Below are 24,408 nucleotides of genomic sequence, written 5' to 3'. Positions count from 1 at the left end.
GATTTTCCGTGACCGCGCTTTTTCGCACCGCGCCATGGCTGGCGCTCGCCTTGATGCTCGCCGCCTCCCCCGCGCTTGCCGGGTCCGGCCCGCCGCCGGACTACGTCCTCACTGACAATGCCGATCTCGCCTTCACCTCGCCCGACGGCGCCACCCGGATCGAGCAGTACATGAAGGACGGCGGCGACTGGGACGTCAAATGGCAGGCCTGGGCGCGGCGCGGCGAGCAGATGACCGAGCTAAAGCCGGAGCAGGGCTATGGCGCCGGCTTCCGCTTCACCGCCGACTCGCAATGGCTGGTGCGGATGCAGAAGACCGGCTCCGGCGCGCAGGACCTGTTTCTCTACCATGTCGAGAACGGCGCTTTCGTGAACGCGACCAAGACGTCGCTCAGCGATCTCGCCTGGGCCTATTTCCACAGCCGGCCGGACACCAAGAAGATGAAGCTCGACTACCACATCTCGGCCAATCTGATGAAGGGCACCGAAGATGCCTATCGCTGGCTCGGCGTCGACTGGCCCAACAACCGCTACCTCCTCATCTCGCTGTCGGGCGAAATGGACAAACATCCAAAGAACGTCGCCGTGAAGGGACTGGCCGACTGGAAGTGCCGTTACGACCTCAAGACCGGCAAGTTCGACGTGCCGGAGATGTTCACCAAGGGGAATGCGGAAGCGCTGAAATGGGAAATTCGGCGGTGAACGCCGGCCGGCGCACCAACCTTCTAATTCCGCTCCGATTCATCATTTCCTAACCCTTGCTGGTAACGGGGTCTTGGCGGTTTTGCTGCATCTTGCATCCCACGGGAGGGCTGGATGGGCACATCGATCCGATGGACCGCGCGCATGCGCGCGTCGCTCCGCCGTTGGCAGGGCGCGCCGCTGACGTGGCTGATCGCCGGCGGCGTCGTGCTGATGGTCGCGATGGCGATCGGCACCGCGCTCACCATCGACCGCTTCCGGCAGAATGCGATCGAGAGCGGCCGCGACAGCCTGGAAAGCGCCGTGCGGCTGCTGGCCCGGCATTTCGACCGTGAGTTCGAGGATTTCGCGGTGCTCCAGAAGAGCATCATCGCCGAACTCGAAAGCCACGGCATCGAATCCACCGAGATCTTCCGCAGCGAGATGGGCACCCTTGCGATGCACGAGGTGCTGCGTGCCAAGGCCAGCGGCTGGTCCGATGTCGCCGGCGCCAATTTGTTCGATTCCAGGGGCGTGCTGATCAATTCGTCGAAGCGCTGGCCGGTCGCCGACATCTCGGTATCGGACCGCGGCTATTTCAACCGCCTCATGAACGATCCCGCCGCACAGGAAGAGATCGAGGTCGTGCCCGGCCGGCTCGGCGACGGACCCGCGATCGTGTTCGCACGCCGCATCTCCGGTCCGCACGGCGAATTCCTGGGCATGGTGTCGCGCGCGATCGCGCCCGAGCAACTGGAATCCTTCTTCGCATCGAGCGGGCTCGGCGAGGACTCCTCGATCGCGATGCATCACCAGAACGGCCAGCTGCTCGCGCGCATTCCGCATGTCGACGCGATGATCGGGCAGAACTACCGCAAGGGCACGCCCGAGCAGATGGCGGTGTTCGAGCGAACTTTCGTCACGACCCAGCTCGCCAGCCCGATGGACGGCAAGGACCGTATCGTCGCCTCGCGCATGCTGACCGGCGAACCGCTGGTCGTGGTCGCCACCCGATCGCTGGACGCGACCCTCGCCACCTGGCACACCCAAACAAAATTCTTCGTCGCCGTCGCCGTGCTGTCGATCGGCCTGCTCGTGCTCACGCTCTATCTGATCTTCCGCCAGATGACACGCCGGCTGTCGATCGAGAAGCAGCGGCTCGACACCGCCCTGAACACGATGACGCAGGGCCTTCTGATGTTCGATCAGGACGAGCAGCTGATCGTCTGTAACCGGCGCTACATCGAGATGTACGGCCTCTCCACCGACGTGGTGAAGCCCGGCGCCTATTTCCGCGACGTGATCCAGCACCGCCACGACACCGGCTCGTTCGAGGGCGACGTCGATGCCTATTGCGACGGGATCCTGAGCCAGGTCGGGCTGACGCAGAGCGCCATCGTGGAGACTTCCGACGGCCGCCTGATCGAGATCAAGAACCAGCCCGGCGCCTCCGGCGGCTGGCTCGCCACCCATGACGACGTCACCGAGCGCATCCGCGCCGACGAGCGCATCGCGCACATGGCGCATTACGACGCGCTGACCGACCTGCCCAACCGCGTACTGATGCGCGGCCATCTGGAGCGCCGCGTGGCGGAGCTGGCCCAGGGCAAGCCGTTCGCGATCCTCTATATCGACGTCGACGAGTTCAAGGGCGTCAACGATTCGCTCGGTCACGAGGTCGGCGACGAATTGCTGCGCCAGGTCGCGAGCCGCCTGCGCGCCTGCGTCAGCGGCAACGACCTCGTCGCGCGTCTCGGCGGCGACGAGTTCGCCATCGTCAAGGCCGGAACCAGCGACCCGGCCGAACTGACGGCATTGGCTGAAGATATCCTCAAGGCGCTGCGCTCGCCCGTGAACTGCAAGGGCCAGGAGATTCCGACTGACGCCAGCATCGGCATCGCGATCGCGCCCGACCATGGCGACAATCTCGACGACCTGCTCAAGCGCGCCGATCTGGCGATGTATGCGGCGAAGTCGGAGGGCCGCCGCACCTTCCGCCTGTTCGTGCCCGAATACGACGCCAAGGCGCGGCAGCGCCGGCAGCTCGAGCTCGATTTGCGCCAGGCGCTCGCCCGCGGCGAATTCGAGGTGCATTACCAGCCGCTGGTCGACCTTGCCGCCAATGTCGTCACCGGCTGCGAGGCGCTGCTGCGCTGGCGCCATCCCGAGCGCGGCATGATCTCGCCTGCCGACTTCATTCCGGTCGCCGAAGAAACCGGGCTGATCGGCGAGATCGGCGAATGGGTGCTGAAGCAGGCCTGCACCGAAGCCGCCAGCTGGCCGGGCAACATCCATGTCGCCGTCAACGTCTCTCCGGTGCAGTTCCGCGCCCGCACGCTGGCGCTCAAGGTCGCCGCGGCGCTCGCGGAATCAGGCCTCGCGCCCGGCCGGCTCGAGCTCGAGGTCACCGAAACCGTGCTGATCCGCGACGACGAGGAAGCGCTGACGATCCTGCAGCAGCTGCGCGAGCTCGGCGTGCGCATCGCGCTCGACGATTTCGGCACCGGCTATTCCTCGCTGAGCTACCTGCACCGTTTCCCCTTCGACAAGATCAAGATAGACCGCAGCTTCATCAGCGACATCGGCGAGCCCGAGGACTCGTCGCCGATCGTGCAGGCGGTGGTGCACATGGCCGCTGCCCGCCACATGGCGACGACGGCCGAAGGCGTCGAGACCGAAGCCCAGCGCGACGTGCTGCGGCAGCTCGGATGCAGCCAGATGCAAGGCTGGCTGTTCAGCCCAGCGGTGCCGGCCGCGAAACTGAAGCAATTGTTGGCCGCGCAGGCGGTGGCTGCCTAGCGCTCCCTCGCCCCGCCCCGCGCGGGTTCCGGACCGCGAATTGACGTCCAGGAACGCCTTATCGATTGACACGGCCGCCCGGGAGTGTTCACGTCGCCCCGAACTGTATCGCGATGCCAAGTCGCTCGCGTGTTCGAGGCCGGCGGACCAGATCGCCGTTGCTGTCACCCTCACGATCGCAATGAAACTCCTGCGCAATCGGCTGCGTGCAGGACTGCCTCATTTCGCAGCTGAGCCAAGGAATTTCAATTGCAGGTCCTCGTCCGCGACAACAACATCGATCAGGCGCTTCGTGTTCTGAAGAAGAAGATGCAGCGCGAAGGCGTTTTTCGCGAGATGAAACAGCGGCGCTCCTACGAGAAGCCCTCAGAGAAGAAAACACGCGAGAAAGCCGAGGCCATTCGCCGGGCCCGCAAGCTCGCCCGCAAGCAGATGATCAGGGAAGGCCTGCTTCCCGCGCCTCCGAAAAAGAAGCTTCCCGAGCGCAAGCCCGGCTTGCCGCAGATCAACGCAAGACCCGCGAGCTGAACGCGGCCGCCCCGGCGGCTGCGCTCTTCAGCGCAAGGGATTGACCATGCGGAAGGCTTCGTCAAGCAGATGCGGCGTGTGCTTTCCAGGCGAGAGCCGGCACGCACGGTCGAAATAATCCTTCAGTGCCGGCCGGAACGACGGGTGCGCTGCATTGCCGATGACGACCGCGGCCCGCTGTTTCGGCGACAGGCCGCGCAAATCGGCAAGACCGTGCTCGGTCACGATGATCTGCACGTCGTGCTCGGTGTGATCGACGTGCGTCACCATCGGCACGATTGCCGAGATCGATCCGCCCTTGGCGGTCGACGGCGTCATGAAGATCGAGAGATAGGCGTTGCGGGCGAAATCGCCGGAGCCGCCGATCCCGTTCATGATGGTGGTGCCGCGAATGTGGGTCGAGTTGACGTTGCCGTAGATGTCGGCCTCGATCAATCCGTTCATCGCGATCACGCCGAGCCGCCGGATCACCTCGGGATGGTTGGAGATCTCCTGCGTGCGCAGCACGATTTTCGTCTTGAGGTTTTCGATGTCGCGATCGAATTGCCGGGTCGCGTCGGCACTGAACGATAGCGCGGTGGCGGAGGCGAGCACCATCCGGCCGGAGCGAACCAGGTTCAGCATGCCGTCCTGCAACACTTCGGTATAGGCGGTCAGCCCGGAGAACGGGCCGTTCTCGAGTCCCGCCATCACGGCATTGGCCACGTTGCCGACGCCGGACTGGATCGGCAGCAATTCCGGCGGTAGCCGGCCGCGGCGAACCTCGTGCCCCAGAAATTCGAGGATATGACCGGCGATCGCTTCGGACGTCGCATCGGGTGCGGCGAAGCTGGTGTCGCGGTCCGGAGCATTGGTTTCGACCACGGCAATGACCTTGGCGGGATCGCAGCGAAACGTGGTCTCGCCGATCCTGTCGCCGGGCGCGATGATGGGAATGGGCTTGCGGTGCGGCGGCAGCCGGGTGCCGTAATAGACGTCGTGCATCCCCTGCAGCGCCGTGCTCATTCCCGAATTGACCTCGATAATGATGCGATCGGCCTGGTCCAGCCAGGTCTTGTTGTTGCCGATGGACTTCGAGGGCACCAAGCTGCCGTCCGGCAGGATGGCCGTGACCTCGATCAGCGCGACATCCAGATGTCCGAGAAAGCCGAACCAGACGAACTGCGCGACATGGCTGAGGTGGATGTCGACGTACTCCATCGCGCCTGCATTGATGCGCTCGCGCGTGATCGGATCGGATTGGTAGGGCAAGCGCATCTCGACGCCGTTGACCTTGGCCAGCGCACCATCCAGCTCGGGCGCGGTCGAAGCCCCGGTCCACACGCCGATCCGGAACTGTTCGCCGCGCGCATGCGCCTGCTCGATCCGGCGCGCCAGCGCCGTCGGGACCGCCTTCGGGTGACCGGATCCGGTAAAGCCGCTCATGCCCACATTGGCGCCGTGCGGCACGAGGGCGGCGGCATCATCGGCCGACATGATTTTCGAGCGAAATGCCGGCGACGCGATGCGCGAACGATCGATGGACACGTGAACCCCTCTGGTTTCACGGGACTTTCCATCAAATCAGCCGTGTGCGGATGATTTAGATCAAGCGAGGCGGCGCGCCTTCGACACGCGCGTAGCGCGCGGCTACCAGACGATCGGGGTGAATTTCAACCCGCGTTCGACGATTTCCTTACGAAGGCGCTCCGCCCGCTCCCTGGCGGCGGCACCGACCAGGCGATACTTCTCTCCGAGTGCCCTGTCCGCGTCGACCTGACGGCGGATGCCGTCGTAGAGGCGCAGGACGCCCTCATCGCTGAGATGCTCGAAACTCCTGAGGGGGGCTTGGGAAGGTCTGGCAGAGGAATCTATTCGCAGGCCTGAAAGAACATCCTCGATCGATTTCTTGTCGTCCATCATTCAATTTGAATCTGTTGTCGTATCCAGGCGGTGCCGCCCGCGATCGGGGATATTTACATCTTTTTCCCGACAACGACGCGGGTATCGATAAAGTTCCAATTCTGGCCGGGAGTATCTATGCAGCAGCTATACTGATGCGATCCTCCCGACATGATCCTTTTGGAACGATTGCATGTTTTTCCCGTTAGCGCCGCGTCCTGCTTCATGGGACGCGATTGCGGGTGTTCATGCCTATCCTCAAATATCTCGTCTTCGCCGGCGGACTATTGCTGTCGCTGCTGTTCGCCGCCGACCATTTTCTTCCGCCTGCCGTAGAGCCGATTTCGGCCGCCGAGGTGGACAGAAGCATCATCCGGATCAGCTCGACCCGTCCTGTCCCTGAAAAGATCGTGTTCGACGTCTCGCATCGTTCGTCCCTCCCTGCGGCTTCCGTGACCGCCGACATCGCGCACGACGAGCAGCCGCCGCGTGAAGCGCTTGCAATGATGACGCAGGACCACGCGACCGAGACGCCGATACGCGCCGTCACCGAACATGTCACCAAACCACGGCACGCCCGCCGCTCCTCTCGATCCGCCCGCGGCGCATCGGAGCGGCGTTTGGCTTTCGAACACCGTGAAGCCTTTAGCGGCTGGTGAGAGCGAACTTCGAATACGTGGGGACCCGGCCCCGCGTGCCCGATGTGATCCGGGATCAGAAGAGCAGCAGGAGAGAACGACCATGAGACTTTTGGGACTGGCCGCAACGGCGGCCGTGATGGCGACGATCGGATTGTCATCGCCGGCTTCGGCGCGGCTGGGAATAGCTCCCTTGGCCGACACGCAGAGCGACGCGTTGATCCAGGTTCGCCATGGCCATGGTCACGGCCATGGCGGCTGGCATCGTAATCGCGGACATCACTATGGCTGGTACCGGGGACGCGGCAACTGGCGTCATCATCACCACTAGCCTGACAGGCGCATGTCGCGGCCTTCGGCCCGAGACCGATCGCTTCCAAGCGGTCGGGTTTCGGCGCGGCATCTCGCCGCTGCTAAAACGTCACGTCACCCCGGAGGGGACGAGGCCCGGAAACGGAGGCGAATCCAAACCGGACCTCGGACCGTGACTTCACCGCGAAGGTGAGGCCAGCGATCGGTCAGCTAACGTCTCAGAAGGCCTCGAAGTTCACATCAGCCGCTGCTTTGCGGCACGCACTTCGGCGAATTCGGAGTCGGGATGGCTGACGATGGTGGCGACCATGATGCCGCTGATAATCAGCGACCAGGCGGTGTTCCAATAGATCCAAAACATGCCAGCCTCCGTTCGATCTCCACCGCCCGCGGGGATCAAGGTAACGGCAAGGCAAGGCTGCCGTTCCCCGCGCGATTGCGGCACGGTGTGGCGCGGGCGAAGCGCGGCGCTATTTCTTGTTGGTCGGCGGTGACGTGCGATCGGTTTGACCGGTGTGGCGCTTTGCCACGACGTCTCCATCCCGCGCGCCTTCGCGCGGGCGCGGGGGGGGTTTGGGCTGGCCGGCCTGGCCGCCATGCTTGCCGCCCATGTCGGGCTTGCCTTCGAGGTCGTTGTCACGGGACATGCGGGGTCAATGCGCCGGCGCGGCAATCGTTCGTATCGCATGCGCTGTTTTCTGCTGTGAACGAGTTCATAGGATCGTCGCTTTTTGCGGTGCACGATAGATCGAGCTTTCATCGACGGATTTGGCTTGATGCGGGACCGACTCGTTGCCTGGACCATCCTGACCTCAGCCCTGGTCGCGGTGGCCGTTTGGACGGTGCTCGGACCGCCTGACCACCCGACCGGTCCGCGTCCGCCCTCCCGCGACTTGACCGCGGCGGTGCGCTAGCACGCGCGACCGATACGATTTCGGTATCGATCGATCCCCATTGGAATTTGGTGCGGCGGCACGCCTGCCGTTATCCTCCCCGGCAAAACAACAAGCCCGCATCGGCTCGAGGAGGACGCCCATGTTCAGATCCATGTTCAGACCGGCACGCCGCGCCGCATCACGCGCTGCGATCGTCACCGCCCTCGCCTTCCTTACCCTCGTTCCTGGAGTTCGCGCCGGCATGACCGACACCTTCGCCTATGTCGGCAATGCCGACAGCAACGACATCAGCGTATTCAAGATGGCCGAGAGCGGCGAGATGACGCCGGTGCAGACCGCCGCCTTCACCGGCGTCGAGAAGCCCGGCTCCTCGACGCCGCTCGCGATCACGCCCGACCGCCGCGTGCTGGTTGCTGGCGTCCGATCGCAGCCCTTTCTCGCGGTGAGCTTTGCGATCGATCCCAGGACGGGCCAGCTCAGCCATATCGGCAACGGGCCGCTCGCCGACAGCATGGCCAATATCGCATTCGATCGCGGCGGCAAATTCCTGTTCAGCGCGTCCTACGGCGGCAACAAGGTCGCGCTCAATCCGCTGCAGGCGAGCGGCGTCGTCGGCGAGCCGATGCAGGTGATCCCGACCGGACTCAACGCGCACGCCTTCCTGCCCTCGCCCGACAACCGCTTCGTGTTCGCGACCAATCTCGGCTCCGACCAGGTGCTGGCCTTCGCCTTCGATGCGACAGCCGGCACGCTGACGCCGAACGATCCGCCTGTTATCAAGGTGCCGGAGAAATCCGGGCCGCGGCACTTCGTGTTCCATCCCAATGGCAAGTTCGTCTATCTCGTCCACGAGCTGAACGGCGACGTCGCGGCATTTGCCTATGAGGCCAGAAGCGGCGCCTGGGACGAGATCCAGCGCACAACTGCGCTGCCGGAAGGCTTCTCGGGCAAAGACTCTGGTCAAAAGCCCTGGGCCGCCGACATCCACATCACGCCGGACGGCCGCTTCCTCTATGCCTCCGAGCGCACCACCAACACGCTGACCGGCTACAAGGTCGACGGCACAAGCGGCAGGCTGACCACGCTCGGCAGCGTGCCGACCGAGAAGCAGCCGCGCGGCTTCCACATCGATCCCTCCGGGCGCTACCTTGCCGCAGTCGGCGAGATGTCTGACAGCATGACGGTCTATTCCATCGACCAGAGCAGCGGCGCACTGGCCAAGCTGAAATCCTATCCGACCGGCAAGAAGCCGAACTGGGTGGAGTTCTTGAGCCTGCCGTGAGCTTATCCTCCTCTGGAGGGGGAGGGTAAACGCTCCAGCGAACCTCTCGGCCTTCGCGGCGACTAATTCAACAGGCGGCATCGCGCCGCCTGCTCCTGCGGCATTCTCATCTGGCCGGACCATGGCCCGCCGCGGTCGCTTCTGCTAACGATGAGGCCGTCAAGGCCCCAACCGGAATGACCGATGCGTCCATTGCCTGCGCGTTCCTTTTCCCGACATCTCGTTGCGCTCACCGGGCTGCTGCTGCTGTCCGCCGAGCCCGTGCTCGCCGCCGATGACGACACGCCCAAGGGGCCGGCGGTCACGGTGCTGAAGGTCGCAAAATCCTGCTTCTCGGACATCGTCGAGGCGACCGGCACGATCATCGCGCGCGAGGCGGCCTCGGTGCGGCCCGAACGTCCGGGCCTGAAGGTCACGGACTTGCTGGCGGAAGCCGGCGACACCACCACGGCCGGCCAGGTGCTGGCGCGGCTGGCGCTGCCGGAAGGCGGCTCGCTTCAGGTCACCGCCCCCGTGGCGGGTGTGATCGCGACGTCGACCGCGCAGATCGGCAACTTCGCCTCGGCCAAGGGCGAAGCGCTGTTCACGATCGTGGCGCGCAGCGAATACGATCTGGTCGGCCTGGTGGCGACCACCGATATCAGAAAGCTGGCGATCAATCAGCCGACCACCGTGCGCATTGCCGGTGCCGGCGACATCGACGGCAAGGTGCGCCGCATCGGGCCGACCGTCGAGCCCAACATCCAGCAGGGCCTGGTCTATATCGGCATCTCCTCTCAGAAGCGGCTGCTGCTGAATGCGAGCGGACGTGCGCTGATCAAGACCGGACAGAGCTGCAACGTCGCGGTGCCGCTGACCTCCGTGCAATATTCGACCGCCGGCACCGTGGTGCAAGTGATCCGCCGCAACCGCGTCGAAACCAAGCGCGTCGAGATCGGTTTGATGTCAGGCGGCAATATCGAGGTGCGGGAAGGCCTCAACGAAGGCGATATCGTCGTCGCCCGCGCCGGCGCGCTGCTCCGCGAAGGCGATCCGGTGCGCCCGGTGATGGCCGCGGAAGCGGCGAAGTAGGATTTATTGCGGCGTGACGCTGCACCCTCCCCTGGAGGGGGAGGGTCGGCTCACATGGAGCGCAGCGAAATGTGAGACGGGGTGGGGTGACAGTCTCTCCACGGAAGCGGTGCCCGAGTGGAGAGATCACCCCACCCCGCTCGCGCTTCGCGCGATCGACCCTCCCCCTCCAGGGGAGGGTAAAAAAACTAGCCGCCGGCTGCGTCGAAATGAACGTCTTCGAGCAGCGATGAGGAGACGGTCGGGACCTGATCGCCTTCGGAGGCGCGGGAGATGGCGACGCGGGTCTTGTTGAAGACGCTTTCGGCGCTGCCCTGCGCATTGAGATTGCCGAGCAGCTCGCTGACCAGCACGCTGTGCTCGCCCTTGCCGTCGTCGGCGACCTTGCCGGGCGAGGCCGAGGTGAGGATCAGCGCGTTGTCGGACGCGCTGATCGGCGCGAGTCCGTGGCTGTAGGAGCGGAAGCGGCGCTCGTAGGGGTTACGGCGGGAGGCGTCGACGACGACGAGCTTGGCCTTGGCGCCCTGCTCCTTCATCATGTCGAGCACGCCGTCGATGGAGACGCCCTGGCGACGGACATCGCTTTCCTTCCAGATCACGGCATCGACCGGCAGCATGTAGCTCTGGCGGCCGGCCTGCACGCCGAAGCCACCGAAGAACAGCATGACGACGGTGTCGCGCTTGATCCGGGACTTCAGGCGGTTGACGGCACGGACCATGTCGTCCCTGGTCGCGTCTTCCACCATGTCGACGTCAAAGCCGTTCCTGCGCAGCGACGAGGACAGCGCGCGGGCGTCGTTGATCGACTGTGTCAGCGGCGCGCCGGCGTCGGGATAATGTCCATTGCCGATGACGAGGGCGAGGCGCGAGGCCTGGCCGATCGAGCCGGTGACCTGGTCGGTCGTGACAGCCTTGGCGGCATCGAGCGCGCGCATGTTGAGGGCAGCATGGGCGCCGATCACGAGCGAGACCGTCCCGATGAGGGCTGCGGCCACCGCGATCGTGCGTCGGGAAATGTCGAGCTGCCTTACATTCATCTCGCTTCATTCCTGTCAGTGCCAAAGACCAGCCAAGCGCGCGCACACAGATTAAGTAGCGCGATAGCGTCTTCAGGTTTGAGGGATTGGCCGGGGGTGTGCCCCCGAATTGCGCGCAATTTGCGGCGCCGCACCAAACAAACCCTTAACCGGATATCGCCTCCCCGGCAATAGATTGCCCAAAATTTGAGCTAAGCCACTGAATGTATTAATTAATTCAGCGGACACAATTTGCGCATTTTCCCGATCCCCGTAGCCTTCCGGGGGTCAAATATGCAGCCCTCGTGCCGGGTTTTTCCGTGAGATCCCTCACATTTGTATTTCCTGCGAATCCGGGTAGCCTTTTCAAAGACTTGCAGGGGGTGGCACGCAGGTGGGAGCGTGCCGGCCGGCCCCCGGCCGAGGCCCCGCGACCAGGTATTTCATGAGCTTTCATTACTTTGCCGGCGCCGCCTGCCGGGCGCTGCTGGCGCCGAAGGACGGCCCCTCTCTTTATGACGTCTGCGATCCCGTATTGTCTGCGACCACCAGCGGCGATCCGCATCTGGCCAAGTTCTACAAGACTGCGCTCGGCAATCCCGCACTGCGGGTGCTGCTGCGACGCGCCGGCCTGCCGGAGCTGCGTGACGAGGCGAAGCTCGGCAAACTGCGCGCGGCGCTCGCGCACGCCCGAGACGAGGCCGAGCCCGACTGGGCGGCGGTCAGCCAGCCCGTCGCCGATCTCGTCGACAGCATCGCGCTTGACCATCCGAAACCGCCCCCCGCAATGTTCACCGGCTCGGCACCGCCCCAGGCGCAGATCGACGGCGTGATCCGCGACTGCGCGCAGCATCTGCTCGGCTCGTACCGCCGAAACGGCTTTCTGCCGACCTACGCCGCCTTCAATTTGATCGGCGACCCCGATTTTCGCGGGCGCGAGCTGACCATGGCGCTGACGGGGCTGAACGCGCGCGGCTACAAGAATTCCTCGCTGCTGTTCAACCTCGCCCGTGTCTTCATCGCGCGATCGCCGGCACGGGCCGTCATCAATCCGCCCTGGACCGGCATCGCCGAGCCAATGTGGGAGCCGGTGCAGATCCGGCACCGCTCGGCCTATTACGACGCGTTCTTCATCGAGGCACTGCTGAGCTATGCCGAGACCGGCCTCGCCTCGCCGGCCGACAAGATCGCGGCAGAGCGCGCGATCGCCGACATGGTGGATTTCTGCGTCAACATCAGCCGCGAGGAGGTCGAGGGCCTGGACGGCGCGCGGTTCAACGTCATCACCGCACTGGCGCCGGCGCCGCATCCGCGCTTTTCGCGCTTCTTCGCGCAGATCAAGCAGGAGCTTGGCTTCGGCGTCTACGTGCCGGATTGCGACACCACGGCGTGCTCAATCTCGGCGGCGACGCAGGCCGGCTGCAGCGATCCGATCATCGACCAGCCGCTGCTGGATTTCTATTCGGCCTACCAGGTACGCGCCGGCGTCAACGAGCCCCGCGTGACGGTGCCGATCAACGACAACATCGACTACGAGGGCGGGGTCGCGACCTGGATCGACAATCTCAAAGGCGAGCGCCCTTACGGCAACGATCTCGATCCGACGCTCAATCTCGACATTCTCGAGGTGAGCTTTCGTAACCTTGCGCGCTGGAAGATCCTGGAGACGCCGGCGCGACTGGCCACCGTGCATCGCATCATCGGTTTCCAGAAGCGGCTCGCCGCCAGCGGCGCCTTCGCCAATCCGCGCTCGCACATCTATTATCTGCCGGAGCTCTACAGCGCCTATTTCGGCCGCTGCTATGCAGCCTTCCTGGCGCTGCCGCTGGCGGCGCAGGCCGCGATCGACCCCAACGGCGATTTCGACTTCATCCGCCACCGCGTGCTCTCCTACGTCAAGGGCGAGCTGATGGCCGCCGAGATGAACGTGTTCGACGCGGCGCTGGCGCTGATCGCGCTCGGCCATCTCGGCGCCGACCCGCGTGCGTTCGCGCCGGCGCTGAACGTGATCGTCGCCAGCCTCGGCGAAGGCGGCCGCCGCGGCCCGTTTCGCGCCTATGAATGGAACAAGATGAAGACGCCGACACGGATTCTGGTGGGCGGACCGGAGGTGACGTCGGCGTTCGTGCTGATGGGACTGGCGGTAGCGAAGCGGGCGATGGCGGGACGGGGGTAGCCCGGCCTCGTGCCCAGGCTCTGCGGAGCGGCGTTGCACGCCGCACCGCGTCCGGGACACGCGAGCGGAGAAGACCCTCGCGCAATGACGGGAAGTTGAAAGGTCAATCGTCAGGCTGGCGCTGGCCGGGCGGACAAAAGCCGACCACAATTGCGGGCTCTATCGAGATTGTCTTCACACGCGGGCCGGGCATGTTGCGAAAATTTCTGATTGCGCTGTCATTACTCGGCTTGTCCCAGCTCGCCTTGCCCTCGCATGCTGATGCCGCCGACATCTCCGGCACGGCCAAGGTGCGTTCCGGCGATGCCGTCGTGATCGGCAACACGCGCGTCCGGCTGGGCGGCATCGACGCGCCACAGGTCGACCAGCTCTGCCTCAACACCAAGAGCGAGCGCTGGACCTGCGGCATCGCCGCCCGCGACGAGCTCGCCAAATATGCCGAAGGCAAGAACTGGCTCTGCCATGCCCGCGCGATCGACCGGCGCGGCCGCACCGTGGCGCGCTGCGAGGTCGGCGGCGAGGATATCCAGAAATGGCTGGTGCGCAGCGGCTGGGCCTTGTCCTACACCCGCGTCTCGCATGATTACGACGCCGACGAGGCCGCCGCGCGCGAGGCAAAAGCCGGCATGTGGCAGGGGGCTTTCATTGCGCCGTGGGACTGGCGCGTGCGCAACAAGAAGACGACGATATTGGGCGCGACCAAGCCGCCGGACGGGGCGCATGCGGTGCTGCTCGCTTCGGCCTCGGGGCCGGTCGCGCCCTCGCCCGACTGCACCATCAAGGGCAATGTCAACAGCGCCGGCGAGTGCATTTTTCACCAGCCGACCAGCCGCTGGTACACCCAGATCAAGATGCGGATCAGCAAGGGCACCCGCTGGTTCTGCTCGGTGGAAGAGGCGGAGGCCGCCGGCTGCCGGGAAACGAAGAGATAGAGCCCCAGACCTGCGTTTTAGGCGCTTTTCTTGCATCGCGGCGCCGCGTAAAAGCATGAATCAGCGACCCACCACCCTGTTCTCAAGCGACAAGGACTGACCGCAATGACCGTTCGCGCGGGCCGGGAATTTCTGGCCATCCCCGGGCCCACCACGATGCCCGACGCCGTGTTGCAGGCGATGCATCGTCCGGCGATCGACATCTACTCCAAACAGATGACCGATCTGACCGAGAGCCTGCTCCGCGACATCTCGGGCCTGTTTGCCACCAAGGGCAAGTCCTACATCTACATCGCCAACGGCCATGGCGCCTGGGAAGCCGCGCTGAGCAACGTGCTGTCGCGCGGCGACAAGGTGCTGGTGCTGGAAAGCGGGCGCTTCGCGATCGGCTGGGGCCATGCGGCAGCCCTGATGGGCGCCGAGGTCGAGGTGCTGAAGGGCGACTGGCGCCGCGCGGTGCGGCCGCACGAGGTCGAGGAGCGCCTGCGCCGCGACAAGGAGCACGCGATCAAGGCCGTCGTCGTCGTCCAGGTCGACACGGCCTCGGGTGTGCAGAACGACATCGAGGCGATCGGCAAGGCGATCAAGGCGAGCGGCCATCCGGCTCTGTACATGGTCGACACCGTGGCCTCGCTCGGCTGCATGCCGTTCGAGATGGACAAATGGGGCGTCGACGTCGCGATGTCCGGCTCGCAGAAGGGCCTGATGACGCCGCCCGGCCTCGGCTTCGTTGCCGCCAATGCGCGCGCGCTCGAAGTGCAGAAGAAGGCCAACATGAGCACGCCCTATTGGAGCTGGAGCGAACGCGAAGGCAGCGAGCACTATCGCAAATATGCCGGCACCGCACCGGTGCATCTCTTGTTCGCTTTACGCCAGGCGATCGACCTACTGCACGAAGAAGGGCTGGAGAACGCCTTCCGCCGCCACAGCCTGCTCGGCGAAGCCACGCGCCGCGCGGTTGGCGCATGGTCGGAGGGCCAGGTGCTCGGCTTCAACATCGCGGAAGCCAGCGAGCGCTCCAACACCGTGACCACGGTGACGATGAGCAACGGGCATGATCCGGCAATCCTGCAACGCTATTGCAAGGAGAAGTGCGGCGTCGTGCTCGGCACCGGCATCGGCGATCTCTCGGGCCAGGCCTTCCGCATCGCCCATATGGGCCATATCAACGCGCCGATGCTGCTCGGCACGCTGGGGGTGATCGAGGTCGGGCTGAACGCGCTGAAGATCCCGCACGGCAAGGGCGGACTGGAAGCGGCGGTCGCGTATCTCGGTGAAGAGGTGGCGGCGTAGGCGCCGCCCGCGCCCCACACTCCGCCGTCGTCCCGGGGCGCGCATAGCGCGAACCCGGGACCCATAACCACAGGGAGTGGTTTGGCGAAGACTCGGAGTCGCCAGTTCGGGCGATAACTCCTGCCTGTGGTTATGGGTCCCGGATCTGCGCTTCGCTTCTCCGGGACGACAGGGAGTTTTTGGCTAAGGCTGCGGCACCCGATACGATTCGACCTGCGCCTTCAGCTTCTCCAGCGACGCCAGCGGCGTATTTGGATCGACGCGATATTCCCCGCTCGCCAGCCATCCCAGCACCATCGCATCCACCACCGGCGAATGGTGGATGACGTCGCTGTAATTGCCGAGGTCGTGCGTCACCGCCTTGATCGCGCGAAAGTCGTAGAGCCGGACGTTCGAAAGCTGCGACAGGCGCTGCGCGATGTGTGCGGTGAGATCGGTGACGATCTTCAGCGTCGCCGGCGAGGCATCGCGCATCGCGACGAATTGCAGGATCGAATAGGGCGGGAAGTAGATATCGAAGGTCACATCCGGGTGGCGCGTGACGAGGCCTGCAACGTCGCGCTCGAAATGCCGCACCATGGCCTCATAGCCATAGCCTTCGCCCAGGAAGCGGCTGCGGACGGGATCGGTGATGTAGGCGAAGGCGGCAAGCGTCCTCTCCGCATTGTAGCCGCGCGCGACGTCGAAATTCCGCGGCAGCGCGTAGATGTCGTCGACGTCGGACAGCGCGAACTTGACGGGAAGATAAGGTGCAGCCCGTGTCAGCGGGTCCCGTAGCGGCGGAATCGATCGCAGCAGTGCGAACAGGGATTCCTTCGCCATCGCGGCGCTGAACAGATAGGACGCGATGCCCCTCGGCGTCCTGCGATAGAGATCGACGGACAGATACGGATCGGCCTCGATATCGGCCGCAGCGATAAAGCTGAAATCGTCCATCGCCCAGATCACGCGCCGGGCGCCGTGGTCGATCGCCTGCTCCAGCACGAAGCCTTGCTGGCGCGAGTTGGAGCCGGTCATCGCCAGCTTGAGCGAACGGACGCCGAGCGCGCGGTCGATGTCGCTCTGGCGGAAGTGGATCGCGAGCGACGTGCCCATGAAGGCCGTGTCGAACGACTGGCTGCGAATCAACCCGGCATTCTGCACGCGCGTGTCTTCGGAGTAACCGGCTGCGACCAGACGCGAGGGGCGGAACAGTTGCAGCGGATCGACCACGAACGTGAGCGCAGCCGCGCCCAGCACGCAGGCGATGCTCGCGAGGATGAGACGCTTCAGACTGGTGACGGCGCTGCGCATCAGAACCGGAAGTAGATGAATTCGCTGTGGCTCTGGATGCCGAGAATCCCGAGCGCGAGCACCAGCGATGCGCCATAAAGGACCAGCGGCCGCATGCGCCCTGCCCGCATGGCCTCGCCGACCCTGCGATTGCCGTGATCGTATCCCATGATCGCTTGCGTGTTCGGCGCCAGCCACACCAGCGCCGCGTAGATCGATACCATCACGAGTGCCGCGATCTCCTCGCGCCCGAACACGATATTCGCGGGATCCGCCATGGCGTTGAGGATCCGCAGCGCCCAATCGACCCGCTCGGCGCGGAAGAACACCCAGGCAGCGACGACGGCGAGGAAAGTCAGCACGGCGCCGGCGAAACGAACGGGTCGCGCAAGGATCGCCGGGACGCTCGGCACCAGCGCGTTGAAGGCGTGGTTGACGCAGAGATAGACGCCGTGCAGCGCGCCCCAAATGACGAAAGTCCAGGCCGCGCCGTGCCAAAGTCCGCCAAGCAGCATCGTGAGCAGCAGGTTGACGTAGCGCAACACGCGGCCGCGGCGGTTGCCGCCGAGCGGGATGTAGAGATAGTCGCGCAAGAACTGCGACAAGGTCATGTGCCAGCGCCGCCAGAAATCGACGATGCTGGTCGCCTTGTAGGGCGAGTTGAAATTGATCGGCAGGAATATGCCGAACATCAGCGATATCCCGATCGCCATGTCGGAATAGCCGGAGAAGTCGAAATAGAGCTGGAACGTGTAGGCGAGTGCGCCGAGCCAGGCCTGGTCAAAGCTCGGCGCGCGCGCGTCGAAGGCGAGCGCGACCAGTGGCTGTATGCCGTCGGCAAGGCAGGTCTTCTTGAACAGACCGATCGCGAAGATGATCATTCCGCACAGGATGAGATGCGGGTCCGGATGCTTGGACTCCTCCCGTTCGAATTGCGGGATCATGTCCTTGTGATGGAGGATCGGCCCGGCGATCAGATGCGGAAAATAAGTCACGAACAGCGCGTAATGCGGCAGCGCGTAGGCCGCGACCTGGCCGCGATATGCGTCCACCAAAAACGCGATCTGGGTGAAGGTGTAGAAGGAGATGCCGACCGGCAGCAGGATGTGGACAGCAAGATGCGTACCGAACAGCGCGTTGATGTTGTCGGTGGCAAAGCCGGCATATTTGAAGATGCCGAGCACGAGGAGATCGCCGACGACCCCGAGCGCGAGCGCGGCCTTTCGCTGCGGCGGAGTAAGCTTCGCCACGATGAGGAGATGGCCGACGCCGTAGTTGAAGGCGATCGACAGCAGCAACAGGGCCACGAACTGCCAGCTGCCGATGGCGTAGAAGGCGAGCGAGGCCAGCGCCAGCCAGATCACCGGGGCCAGATTGCTGCGCCGCCCGAACCAGAAATACCCGGCCAGCACGACCGGCAGGAACAGCAGGATGAACGGATAGGAATTGAACAGCATCAGGCTGGACCGGCGGCGGGATATCGTCCCTAAAGCATACCAGGGGGCGATCAACAACCCGGCGACTTGGCGCGGTCGCTGGCAATTCGTTAGATCGGGACGATATAAGACGGGACAGACATCTGAACGAGGACCGAGTGACCCAGACCAAGACACCTTCGAAGCCCCCCGTCGCCCCGCGCCGGCCGCATTCCTTTACGCGGCACGGCATCACCGTGACCGACGACTATGCCTGGCTGAAGGACGAGAAATGGCAGGAGGTGCTGCGCGACCCCAAGGTGCTCGATCCCGATATTCGAAAATATCTCGATGAAGAGAACATCTACACCGAGAGCCTGCTCGGCCATACCGGAGCCCTCCAGAAGACGCTGGTGCGCGAGATGCGCGGGCGGATCAAGGAGGACGATTCCAGCGTGCCCTCGCCGGACGGGCCGTTCGCCTATTTCCGCAAGTTCCGCGAAGGCGGCCAGCACGAGCTGTTCGGCCGCATGCCGCGCGACGGCGGCGAGGGTCATATCGTGCTCGACGGCGACGCGCTGGCCAAGGACCACACCTATTTCAAGTTCGGCGGCAGCCGCCACTCCAACGATCACAAGCTGCAGGCCTGGAGCGCGGACACCAAGGGCTCCGAATATTTTTCGATCCGTGTCCGCGACTGGGCCACGGGCAAGGATCTCGACGACGTCGTCGAGGAGACCGATGGCGGCGTGGTCTGGGCCGCGGACGCGAAGTCCTTCTTCTACGTGAAGCTCGACGACAATCACCGGCCGATGCAGGTGTGGCGGCACAAGCTCGGCACCAGGCAGGCCGACGACACGCTCGTCTACGAAGAGCAGGATGCCGGCTGGTTCACCCATCTGCACGAGAGCACCAGCGGCCGCTTCTGTGTGATCGCCGGCGGCGACCACGAGACCTCGGAACAGCGGCTGATCGATCTCGCCCATCCCGAAGCGCCGCCGCGGCTGGTCGCGGCACGCGAGGAAGGCGTGCAATATTCGCTGGCCGATCGCGGCGACGAGCTCTTCATCCTCACCAATGCCGACGACGCCATCGACTTCAAGATCGTCACGGCGCCGCTTGGCCAGCCCGAGCGCGCGAACTGGCGCGACCTGATCCCGTATCGTCCGGGCATCTACATCATCGATCTCGATCTCTATGCCGGCCATCTGGTGCGGCTGGAGCGCGCCAATGCGCTGCCGGGAATCGTGATCCGCGATCTCACGACCAAGGAAGAGCACGCCATCGCCTTCGACGAGGCCGCCTATTCGCTGGACACGATGGGCTCCTACGAATTCGAGACGACGAATCTGCGCTTCGCCTATTCGTCGATGACGACGCCGTCGGAGGTCTACGACTATGACATGGCCAAGCGCACGCGCACCTTGCGCAAGCGCCAGGAGATTCCATCCGGCCACAATGCGGCCGACTACGTCACCACGCGCATCATGGCGAAGGCGCATGACGGCGCCGAGGTGCCGGTGTCGATCCTCTATCGTCGCGGCCTGAAGCTCGACGGATCGGCGCCGCTGCTGCTCTACGGTTACGGCTCCTACGGCATGGCGATGCCGGCCTCGTTCAATGCCAACCGCCTGTCGCTGGTCGATCGCGGCTTCGTCTACGCCATCGCCCATATTCGCGGCGGCGCCGACAAGGGTTGGGGCTGGTATCTGGACGGCAAGCGCGAGAAGAAGACCAACAGCTTCGACGACTTCTCGGCCAGCGCCCGCGCGCTGATCGACGCGAAGTACACCAGCGCAAAGCGCATCGTCGGCCATGGCGGCTCGGCCGGCGGCATGTTGATGGGCGCGGTGGCGAACCGCGCCGGCGAGCTGTTCGCCGGCATCGTCGCCGAGGTGCCGTTCGTCGACGTGCTCAACACCATGCTCGACGACACGCTGCCGCTGACGCCGCCGGAATGGCCGGAATGGGGCAACCCGATCGAAAGCGAGAAGGACTTTCGCACCATCCTGTCCTACTCGCCCTACGACAACGTCGCCGCGAAGGAGTATCCGGCGATCCTGGCAATGGGCGGCTTGACCGATCCGCGCGTCACCTATTGGGAGCCGGCCAAGTGGATCGCCCGCCTGCGCGCCACCATGAGCGGCGGCGGCCCGGTTCTCCTGCGCACCAACATGGGCGCCGGCCACGGCGGCGCGTCGGGGCGCTTCGACCGGCTCGATGAGGTCGCGATCGTCTACGCGTTCGCGCTGTGGGCGGCGGGAATGGCGCAGGCGTAGATTCGCAGGAGCGAGCATGCGGCGTTACATCAAGCGGGATTTTCCGACCTCGAACGTCCGCCGCCTGCTCGAGCCGGGGCCCATCGTCCTTGTGAGCTCAGCCCACAAGAACGAGACCAACATCATGACGATGGGCTGGCACATGATGATGGAATTCTCGCCGGCGCTGGTGGCTTGCATCATCTCGAGCGCGAACCACAGTTTCGAGCTGATCCGCAAAAGCCGCCAATGCGTGATCAACATCCCGACCGCCGACCTCGCAACGACGGTCGTGAAAATCGGCAACAGCTCCGGGCGCGATATCGACAAGTTCGGCGAATTCGGCCTGACGCCCAAGCCGGGCACGCATGTCCGGGCGCCGCTGATCGACGAGTGCTATGCCAGCTTCGAATGCCAGCTTGCCGACGCCAGCCAGGTGAAGAAGTACAACATGTTCGTCTTCGAGGTCGTCAACGCTCACGTGGCGACGGCGCCGAAGCTGCCAAAGACCATCCACTATCGCGGCGACGGCGAATTCATGATCTCCGGCGCCGAGACACGCAAGTACCGGAAGCTGTTCCAGCCCGGGATGCTGTGATCCCTCCACGACCGGCGCCTGCTACCGACCGTTCTTCTTGCGCCATTCCGCAAAGTCGGTGAGCGTCTGCGGATCGGTGGCCGGATAGAGACCGAAGATGCCGCGGCCCTTGCCGACTTCCTCGGTGACGAAATCCTCGAACGCGGTCATCTCGAAGGTTTCGTTGGCGATCTCGTCGGCGAGATGCGCGGGGATCACGATGACGCCGTCGGCATCGCCCAGGATGACGTCGCCGGGAAACACCGGCGCGTCACCGCAGCCGATCGGCACGTTGATCTCGATCGCCTGGTGCAGCGTCAGGTTCGTCGGCGCCGAGGGGCGATGGTGGTAGGCGGGAATGCCAAGTTTTGCGATCTCGGCGGAGTCGCGAAAGCCGCCGTCGGTGACGACGCCAGCAACGCCGCGCTTCATCAGCCGCGTCACCAGGATCGCGCCGGCCGAGGCCGCGCGCGCGTCCTTGCGGCTGTCCATCACCAGCACCGAACCGGGCGGGCAATCCTCGACCGCCTTGCGCTGCGGATGCGAGCGGTCCTTGAAGACGTCGATGGTGTTGAGATCCTCGCGCGCCGGCATGTAGCGCAGCGTGAAGGCCTCCCCGACCATGGTCGGCTGGTCCGCACCCAGGGGGTGCACATCCTGGATCATCTGGATGCGCAGGCCGCGCTTGAACAGCGCGGTGGCGACGGTGGCGGTGGAGACGGATTTGAGCTTGGTGCGGGTGGCTTCGCTGAGTTTTGACATGTGCGTCCTTTAGTAAATCGACGGCTCGCCGATCGGCGCACCGAAATCGGTCTCGAGGAAGTCGAAGTCGCAGCCTTCATTGGCCTGCTTGATGTGCTTGGTGAACATCCAGCCATAGCCGCGCTCGAAGCGGCGCTCCGGCTGCTTCCAGGCAGCGCGGCGCTTGTCGAGCTCGGCTTCCGGTACGTCGAGGTTGATGGTGCGCGCGGCGACATCGAGCGTGATGCGATCCCCGTTCTGCACCAGCGCCAGCGGGCCGCCGATGTAGGACTCCGGCGAGACGTGCAGGATGCAGGCGCCGTAGCTGGTGCCGCTCATGCGCGCGTCGGAGAGGCGCACCATGTCGCGCACGCCCTGCTTCACGAGCTTGGTCGGGATCGGCAGCATGCCCCATTCCGGCATGCCCGGTCCGCCCTGCGGGCCCGCATTGCGCAGGATCAGGATGTGATCCTCGGTGACATCCAAGTCGGGATCATCCACCGCCTTCTTCATCGCGGGATAGTCGTCGAACACCAGCGCGGGACCGGTGTGCTTGAGGAAGCGCGGCGCGCAGGCGGAGGGCTTGATGACGCAGCCGTCGGGCGCGAGGTTGCCCTTGAGCACGGCGAGCGCGCCTTCCTTGTAGATGGGATTGTCGACCGAGCGGATCACGTCGCCGTTGTAGACTTCGGCGCCCTCGATGTTCTCACCAACAGTCTTGCCGGTCACAGTGACGCAACCGAGATGCAGATGTTGCTTGATCTCGCCCATCAGCGCCGGCAAGCCGCCGGCATAGAAGAAGTCTTCCATCAGATAGGCATCGCCACTCGGCCGCACGTTGGCGATCACGGGCACCTTGCGGCTCGCAATCTCGAAATCGTCGAGGCCGATGTCCTGGCCGGCGCGGCGGGCCTGCGCGATCAGATGGATGATCGCGTTGGTCGAGCAGCCCATCGCCATCGCCACCGCGATGGCATTTTCGAAGGCTTCGCGGGTCTGGATCGTCTTCGGCGTCAGATCCTCCCACACCATCTCGACGATGCGGCGGCCGCATTCGCTGGCCATGCGGATGTGGTTGGCATCGGCGGCCGGAATCGAGGAGGCGCCCGGCAGCGTCATGCCGATCGCTTCCGCGATCGCGGTCATGGTCGAGGCCGTGCCCATGGTCATGCAGGTGCCGTAGCTGCGGGCGATGCCGGCTTCGATGTCGAGCCAGTCCTTTTCAGAAATTTTTCCAGCGCGCCGCTCGTCCCAGTATTTCCAGCCGTCGGAACCGGAGCCGAGCGTCTTGCCCTTCCAATTGCCGCGCAGCATCGGACCTGCCGGCAGGTAGATCGCCGGGATGTTCATCGAAGTCGCGCCCAGCAGCAGCGCCGGCGTGGTCTTGTCGCAGCCGCCCATCAGCACGACGCCGTCGACGGGATGGCTGCGCAGCAGCTCCTCGGCATCCATCGCCAGCAGATTGCGGTAGAGCATCGTGGTCGGCTTCAGCAGCGATTCCGACAGCGACAGGGCCGGCAACTCCAGCGGCAGGCCGCCCGCCATCAGGATGCCGCGCTTGACGTCGTCGACGCGCGACTTGAAGTGCATGTGGCAGGGCTGCGCATCCGACCAGGTGTTGAGGATCGCGATGATCGGGCGGTCCTTCCACTCCTCCGGAGCATAGCCCATCTGCATGGTGCGGGAACGGTGGCCGAACGAGCGGAGATCGTCGGGCGCGAACCAGCGGGCGCTGCGGAGCTGGTCGGGTGTTTTCTTCTTGGTCTTGGTCATGATTGGGTGCCCCATTTCTGCACGGTGTTCCGCTCGATGGCGCGGAAGATCAGGTTCTCGACAAAGAGCCCGATGATAATCACCGTCAAGAGGCCTGCGAAGACCGCAGGTATGTCGAGCAGGTTGCGGTTTTCGAAGATGAACCAGCCGAGCCCGCCCTGCCCCGAGGACACGCCGAACACCAGCTCGGCTGCGATCAGCGTGCGCCAGGCAAAGGCCCAGCCGATCTTCAGGCCGGTGAGGATCGAGCCGAAGGCGGCGGGGATCAGGATTTTCGCCACATAGGGCAATCCGCGCAGGCCGTAGTTGCGGCCGACCATGCGCAGCGTGTTGGACACGCTCTTGAAGCCGGAATGGGTGTTGAGCGCGACCGGCCACAGCACCGAGTGGATCAGCACGAAGACCAGGCTGCCATTGCCGAGACCGAACCAGATCAGGGCCAGCGGCAGCAGCGCGATCGCCGGCAACGGGTTGAACATCGCCGTGACCGTCTCCAGGAAGTCTGTCCCGATGCGGGTGGAGATCGCAATCACGGTGAAGATGGCAGCGAGCACGATGCCGGCCGAATAGCCCATGAACAGGACCTTGAGCGAGGCCCAGGCGCGCATCGGGATCGAGCCGTCCCTGACGCGGTCCCAGAGCGTGGCGATCGTATCGTGCAGCGTCGGAAACAACAGGGGATTGTCGAGAGTGACGCCGTAGGCCTCCCAGACCGCGGCGAGAAACAGGATGATGACGGTCTTGCGGACGAAACCGTCATTCCACAGCATTTCAGGCACGCTCAGCTTGCGCTCGACCTCGCTTGCGCCGCTCGCGGTCGCAGCCGGCGCGTCACGCAGCAATATTCTTGCTTCGCCCATGAGAGGCT

22 protein-coding genes are annotated in these 24,408 nt (G+C 64.7%); 12 read left to right on the top strand and 10 right to left on the bottom strand.

Features of this window, described 5'->3' with window-relative positions; translation table 11 throughout:
• Nucleotides 1-8: 8 nt before the first annotated feature.
• From FNV92_RS02315 to rpsU, 3 genes are all read left to right on the top strand, one after another.
• The gene (locus tag FNV92_RS02315; RefSeq protein ID WP_186355508.1) at nucleotides 9-701 is read left to right on the top strand and encodes a hypothetical protein; all 693 of its coding nucleotides are present in this window, start codon (nucleotides 9-11) and stop codon (nucleotides 699-701) included.
• 114 nt (nucleotides 702-815) lie between these two features.
• Entirely contained in the window at nucleotides 816-3,479 is a 2,664-nt protein-coding gene (locus tag FNV92_RS02310) for a bifunctional diguanylate cyclase/phosphodiesterase (RefSeq protein WP_143842405.1), read from the top strand.
• A gap of 249 nt (nucleotides 3,480-3,728) precedes the next feature.
• The gene (gene rpsU, locus FNV92_RS02305; RefSeq protein ID WP_014439107.1) at nucleotides 3,729-4,007 is read left to right on the top strand and encodes a 30S ribosomal protein S21; all 279 of its coding nucleotides are present in this window, start codon (nucleotides 3,729-3,731) and stop codon (nucleotides 4,005-4,007) included.
• Between the two features lie 27 nt (nucleotides 4,008-4,034).
• Here rpsU and FNV92_RS02300 read toward each other — a convergent pair whose 3' ends face one another.
• Nucleotides 4,035-5,483, bottom strand: coding sequence for an acetyl-CoA hydrolase/transferase family protein (locus tag FNV92_RS02300; RefSeq protein ID WP_416377769.1), 1,449 nt, complete (start codon nucleotides 5,481-5,483; stop codon nucleotides 4,035-4,037).
• A 153-nt stretch (nucleotides 5,484-5,636) separates the two neighbouring features.
• A complete protein-coding gene (locus FNV92_RS02295; RefSeq protein ID WP_143842406.1) occupies nucleotides 5,637-5,909 on the bottom strand; it encodes a hypothetical protein in 273 nt (90 codons plus the stop codon).
• A 227-nt stretch (nucleotides 5,910-6,136) separates the two neighbouring features.
• Between FNV92_RS02295 and FNV92_RS02290 the strand changes: the two genes are divergently transcribed.
• Nucleotides 6,137-6,547, top strand: a complete 411-nt coding sequence (locus tag FNV92_RS02290) for a hypothetical protein (protein ID WP_143842407.1) — start codon at nucleotides 6,137-6,139, stop codon at nucleotides 6,545-6,547.
• An 82-nt stretch (nucleotides 6,548-6,629) separates the two neighbouring features.
• Entirely contained in the window at nucleotides 6,630-6,857 is a 228-nt protein-coding gene (locus FNV92_RS02285; RefSeq protein ID WP_143842408.1) for a hypothetical protein, read from the top strand.
• Nucleotides 6,858-7,073: 216 nt separating this feature from the next.
• On the opposite strand, the gene FNV92_RS02280 is transcribed toward FNV92_RS02285, so the two are convergent.
• Entirely contained in the window at nucleotides 7,074-7,199 is a 126-nt protein-coding gene (locus FNV92_RS02280; protein WP_014439102.1) for a hypothetical protein, read from the bottom strand.
• 109 nt (nucleotides 7,200-7,308) lie between these two features.
• Complete coding sequence (locus FNV92_RS02275; RefSeq protein ID WP_334266086.1) at nucleotides 7,309-7,485, bottom strand: hypothetical protein; 177 nt, start codon at nucleotides 7,483-7,485, stop codon at nucleotides 7,309-7,311.
• A 400-nt stretch (nucleotides 7,486-7,885) separates the two neighbouring features.
• On the opposite strand from FNV92_RS02275, the gene FNV92_RS02270 reads away from it, so the two are divergent.
• A complete protein-coding gene (locus tag FNV92_RS02270; RefSeq protein ID WP_143846114.1) occupies nucleotides 7,886-9,016 on the top strand; it encodes a lactonase family protein in 1,131 nt (376 codons plus the stop codon).
• 183 nt (nucleotides 9,017-9,199) lie between these two features.
• Complete coding sequence (locus FNV92_RS02265; protein ID WP_143842409.1) at nucleotides 9,200-10,087, top strand: efflux RND transporter periplasmic adaptor subunit; 888 nt, start codon at nucleotides 9,200-9,202, stop codon at nucleotides 10,085-10,087.
• Nucleotides 10,088-10,275: 188 nt separating this feature from the next.
• Here FNV92_RS02265 and FNV92_RS02260 read toward each other — a convergent pair whose 3' ends face one another.
• Nucleotides 10,276-11,124: a caspase family protein gene (locus tag FNV92_RS02260; RefSeq protein ID WP_014439098.1), complete on the bottom strand. Its 849-nt coding sequence runs from the start codon at nucleotides 11,122-11,124 to the stop codon at nucleotides 10,276-10,278.
• Between the two features lie 424 nt (nucleotides 11,125-11,548).
• On the opposite strand from FNV92_RS02260, the gene FNV92_RS02255 reads away from it, so the two are divergent.
• From FNV92_RS02255 to FNV92_RS02245, 3 genes are all read left to right on the top strand, one after another.
• The gene (locus FNV92_RS02255) at nucleotides 11,549-13,279 is read left to right on the top strand and encodes a hypothetical protein (protein ID WP_143842410.1); all 1,731 of its coding nucleotides are present in this window, start codon (nucleotides 11,549-11,551) and stop codon (nucleotides 13,277-13,279) included.
• Between the two features lie 191 nt (nucleotides 13,280-13,470).
• Nucleotides 13,471-14,211 carry a thermonuclease family protein gene (locus FNV92_RS02250; RefSeq protein WP_143842411.1) on the top strand — a complete coding sequence of 247 codons (741 nt, stop codon included), beginning with the start codon at nucleotides 13,471-13,473 and terminating at the stop codon, nucleotides 14,209-14,211.
• Between the two features lie 105 nt (nucleotides 14,212-14,316).
• Nucleotides 14,317-15,504 carry a pyridoxal-phosphate-dependent aminotransferase family protein gene (locus FNV92_RS02245; protein ID WP_014439095.1) on the top strand — a complete coding sequence of 396 codons (1,188 nt, stop codon included), beginning with the start codon at nucleotides 14,317-14,319 and terminating at the stop codon, nucleotides 15,502-15,504.
• A 183-nt stretch (nucleotides 15,505-15,687) separates the two neighbouring features.
• On the opposite strand, the gene FNV92_RS02240 is transcribed toward FNV92_RS02245, so the two are convergent.
• Entirely contained in the window at nucleotides 15,688-16,797 is a 1,110-nt protein-coding gene (locus FNV92_RS02240; protein ID WP_143842412.1) for a hypothetical protein, read from the bottom strand.
• Nucleotides 16,797-18,233 carry an MBOAT family O-acyltransferase gene (locus FNV92_RS02235; RefSeq protein WP_143842413.1) on the bottom strand — a complete coding sequence of 479 codons (1,437 nt, stop codon included), beginning with the start codon at nucleotides 18,231-18,233 and terminating at the stop codon, nucleotides 16,797-16,799. The genes FNV92_RS02240 and FNV92_RS02235 overlap by 1 nt, the downstream gene beginning before the upstream one ends.
• 137 nt (nucleotides 18,234-18,370) lie before the next feature.
• On the opposite strand from FNV92_RS02235, the gene FNV92_RS02230 reads away from it, so the two are divergent.
• Nucleotides 18,371-20,470 (top strand): S9 family peptidase, encoded by a 2,100-nt coding sequence (locus FNV92_RS02230; protein ID WP_143842414.1) that lies wholly within the window; start codon nucleotides 18,371-18,373, stop codon nucleotides 20,468-20,470.
• Nucleotides 20,471-20,486: 16 nt separating this feature from the next.
• Nucleotides 20,487-21,047, top strand: coding sequence for a flavin reductase family protein (locus tag FNV92_RS02225; RefSeq protein WP_143842415.1), 561 nt, complete (start codon nucleotides 20,487-20,489; stop codon nucleotides 21,045-21,047).
• A 21-nt stretch (nucleotides 21,048-21,068) separates the two neighbouring features.
• Here FNV92_RS02225 and FNV92_RS02220 read toward each other — a convergent pair whose 3' ends face one another.
• The 3 genes from FNV92_RS02220 to FNV92_RS02210 are packed head-to-tail and all read right to left on the bottom strand — an operon-like array spanning nucleotide 21,069 to nucleotide 24,400.
• On the bottom strand, nucleotides 21,069-21,788 hold the full coding sequence (locus FNV92_RS02220; RefSeq protein WP_143842416.1) for a ribonuclease activity regulator RraA: 720 nt from the start codon (nucleotides 21,786-21,788) through the stop codon (nucleotides 21,069-21,071).
• Between the two features lie 9 nt (nucleotides 21,789-21,797).
• Nucleotides 21,798-23,540: an L-arabinonate dehydratase gene (gene araD / locus FNV92_RS02215; RefSeq protein ID WP_143842417.1), complete on the bottom strand. Its 1,743-nt coding sequence runs from the start codon at nucleotides 23,538-23,540 to the stop codon at nucleotides 21,798-21,800.
• The gene (locus FNV92_RS02210) at nucleotides 23,537-24,400 is read right to left on the bottom strand and encodes an ABC transporter permease (RefSeq protein WP_143842418.1); all 864 of its coding nucleotides are present in this window, start codon (nucleotides 24,398-24,400) and stop codon (nucleotides 23,537-23,539) included. Before FNV92_RS02210 ends, araD begins: the two co-directional genes overlap by 4 nt.
• Nucleotides 24,401-24,408: the final 8 nt, after the last annotated feature.

Origin of the sequence: Bradyrhizobium cosmicum (assembly GCF_007290395.2) — a bacterium.
In the GTDB taxonomy this organism is placed as follows: Bacteria; Pseudomonadota; Alphaproteobacteria; order Rhizobiales; family Xanthobacteraceae; genus Bradyrhizobium; species Bradyrhizobium cosmicum.
Note: the sequence above shows the minus strand (reverse complement) of the source record. Positions and strands in the feature narration are given on the sequence as shown.

Bases quoted from the DNA above. Each gene is read 5' to 3' on its own strand.
- FNV92_RS02310 (WP_143842405.1), top strand. From the start codon at position 816: ATGGGCACATCGATCCGATGGACCGCGCGCATGCGCGCGTCGCTCCGC.
- FNV92_RS02300 (WP_416377769.1), bottom strand. From the start codon at position 5,483: ATGTCGGCCGATGATGCCGCCGCCCTCGTGCCGCACGGCGCCAATGTG.
- FNV92_RS02295 (WP_143842406.1), bottom strand. From the start codon at position 5,909: ATGATGGACGACAAGAAATCGATCGAGGATGTTCTTTCAGGCCTGCGA.
- FNV92_RS02290 (WP_143842407.1), top strand. From the start codon at position 6,137: ATGCCTATCCTCAAATATCTCGTCTTCGCCGGCGGACTATTGCTGTCG.
- FNV92_RS02285 (WP_143842408.1), top strand. From the start codon at position 6,630: ATGAGACTTTTGGGACTGGCCGCAACGGCGGCCGTGATGGCGACGATC.
- FNV92_RS02280 (WP_014439102.1), bottom strand. From the start codon at position 7,199: ATGTTTTGGATCTATTGGAACACCGCCTGGTCGCTGATTATCAGCGGC.
- FNV92_RS02275 (WP_334266086.1), bottom strand. From the start codon at position 7,485: ATGTCCCGTGACAACGACCTCGAAGGCAAGCCCGACATGGGCGGCAAG.
- FNV92_RS02270 (WP_143846114.1), top strand. From the start codon at position 7,886: ATGTTCAGACCGGCACGCCGCGCCGCATCACGCGCTGCGATCGTCACC.
- FNV92_RS02265 (WP_143842409.1), top strand. From the start codon at position 9,200: ATGCGTCCATTGCCTGCGCGTTCCTTTTCCCGACATCTCGTTGCGCTC.
- FNV92_RS02260 (WP_014439098.1), bottom strand. From the start codon at position 11,124: ATGAATGTAAGGCAGCTCGACATTTCCCGACGCACGATCGCGGTGGCC.
- FNV92_RS02255 (WP_143842410.1), top strand. From the start codon at position 11,549: ATGAGCTTTCATTACTTTGCCGGCGCCGCCTGCCGGGCGCTGCTGGCG.
- FNV92_RS02250 (WP_143842411.1), top strand. From the start codon at position 13,471: ATGTTGCGAAAATTTCTGATTGCGCTGTCATTACTCGGCTTGTCCCAG.
- FNV92_RS02245 (WP_014439095.1), top strand. From the start codon at position 14,317: ATGACCGTTCGCGCGGGCCGGGAATTTCTGGCCATCCCCGGGCCCACC.
- FNV92_RS02240 (WP_143842412.1), bottom strand. From the start codon at position 16,797: ATGCGCAGCGCCGTCACCAGTCTGAAGCGTCTCATCCTCGCGAGCATC.
- FNV92_RS02235 (WP_143842413.1), bottom strand. From the start codon at position 18,233: ATGCTGTTCAATTCCTATCCGTTCATCCTGCTGTTCCTGCCGGTCGTG.
- FNV92_RS02225 (WP_143842415.1), top strand. From the start codon at position 20,487: ATGCGGCGTTACATCAAGCGGGATTTTCCGACCTCGAACGTCCGCCGC.
- FNV92_RS02220 (WP_143842416.1), bottom strand. From the start codon at position 21,788: ATGTCAAAACTCAGCGAAGCCACCCGCACCAAGCTCAAATCCGTCTCC.
- araD (WP_143842417.1), bottom strand. From the start codon at position 23,540: ATGACCAAGACCAAGAAGAAAACACCCGACCAGCTCCGCAGCGCCCGC.
- FNV92_RS02210 (WP_143842418.1), bottom strand. From the start codon at position 24,400: ATGGGCGAAGCAAGAATATTGCTGCGTGACGCGCCGGCTGCGACCGCG.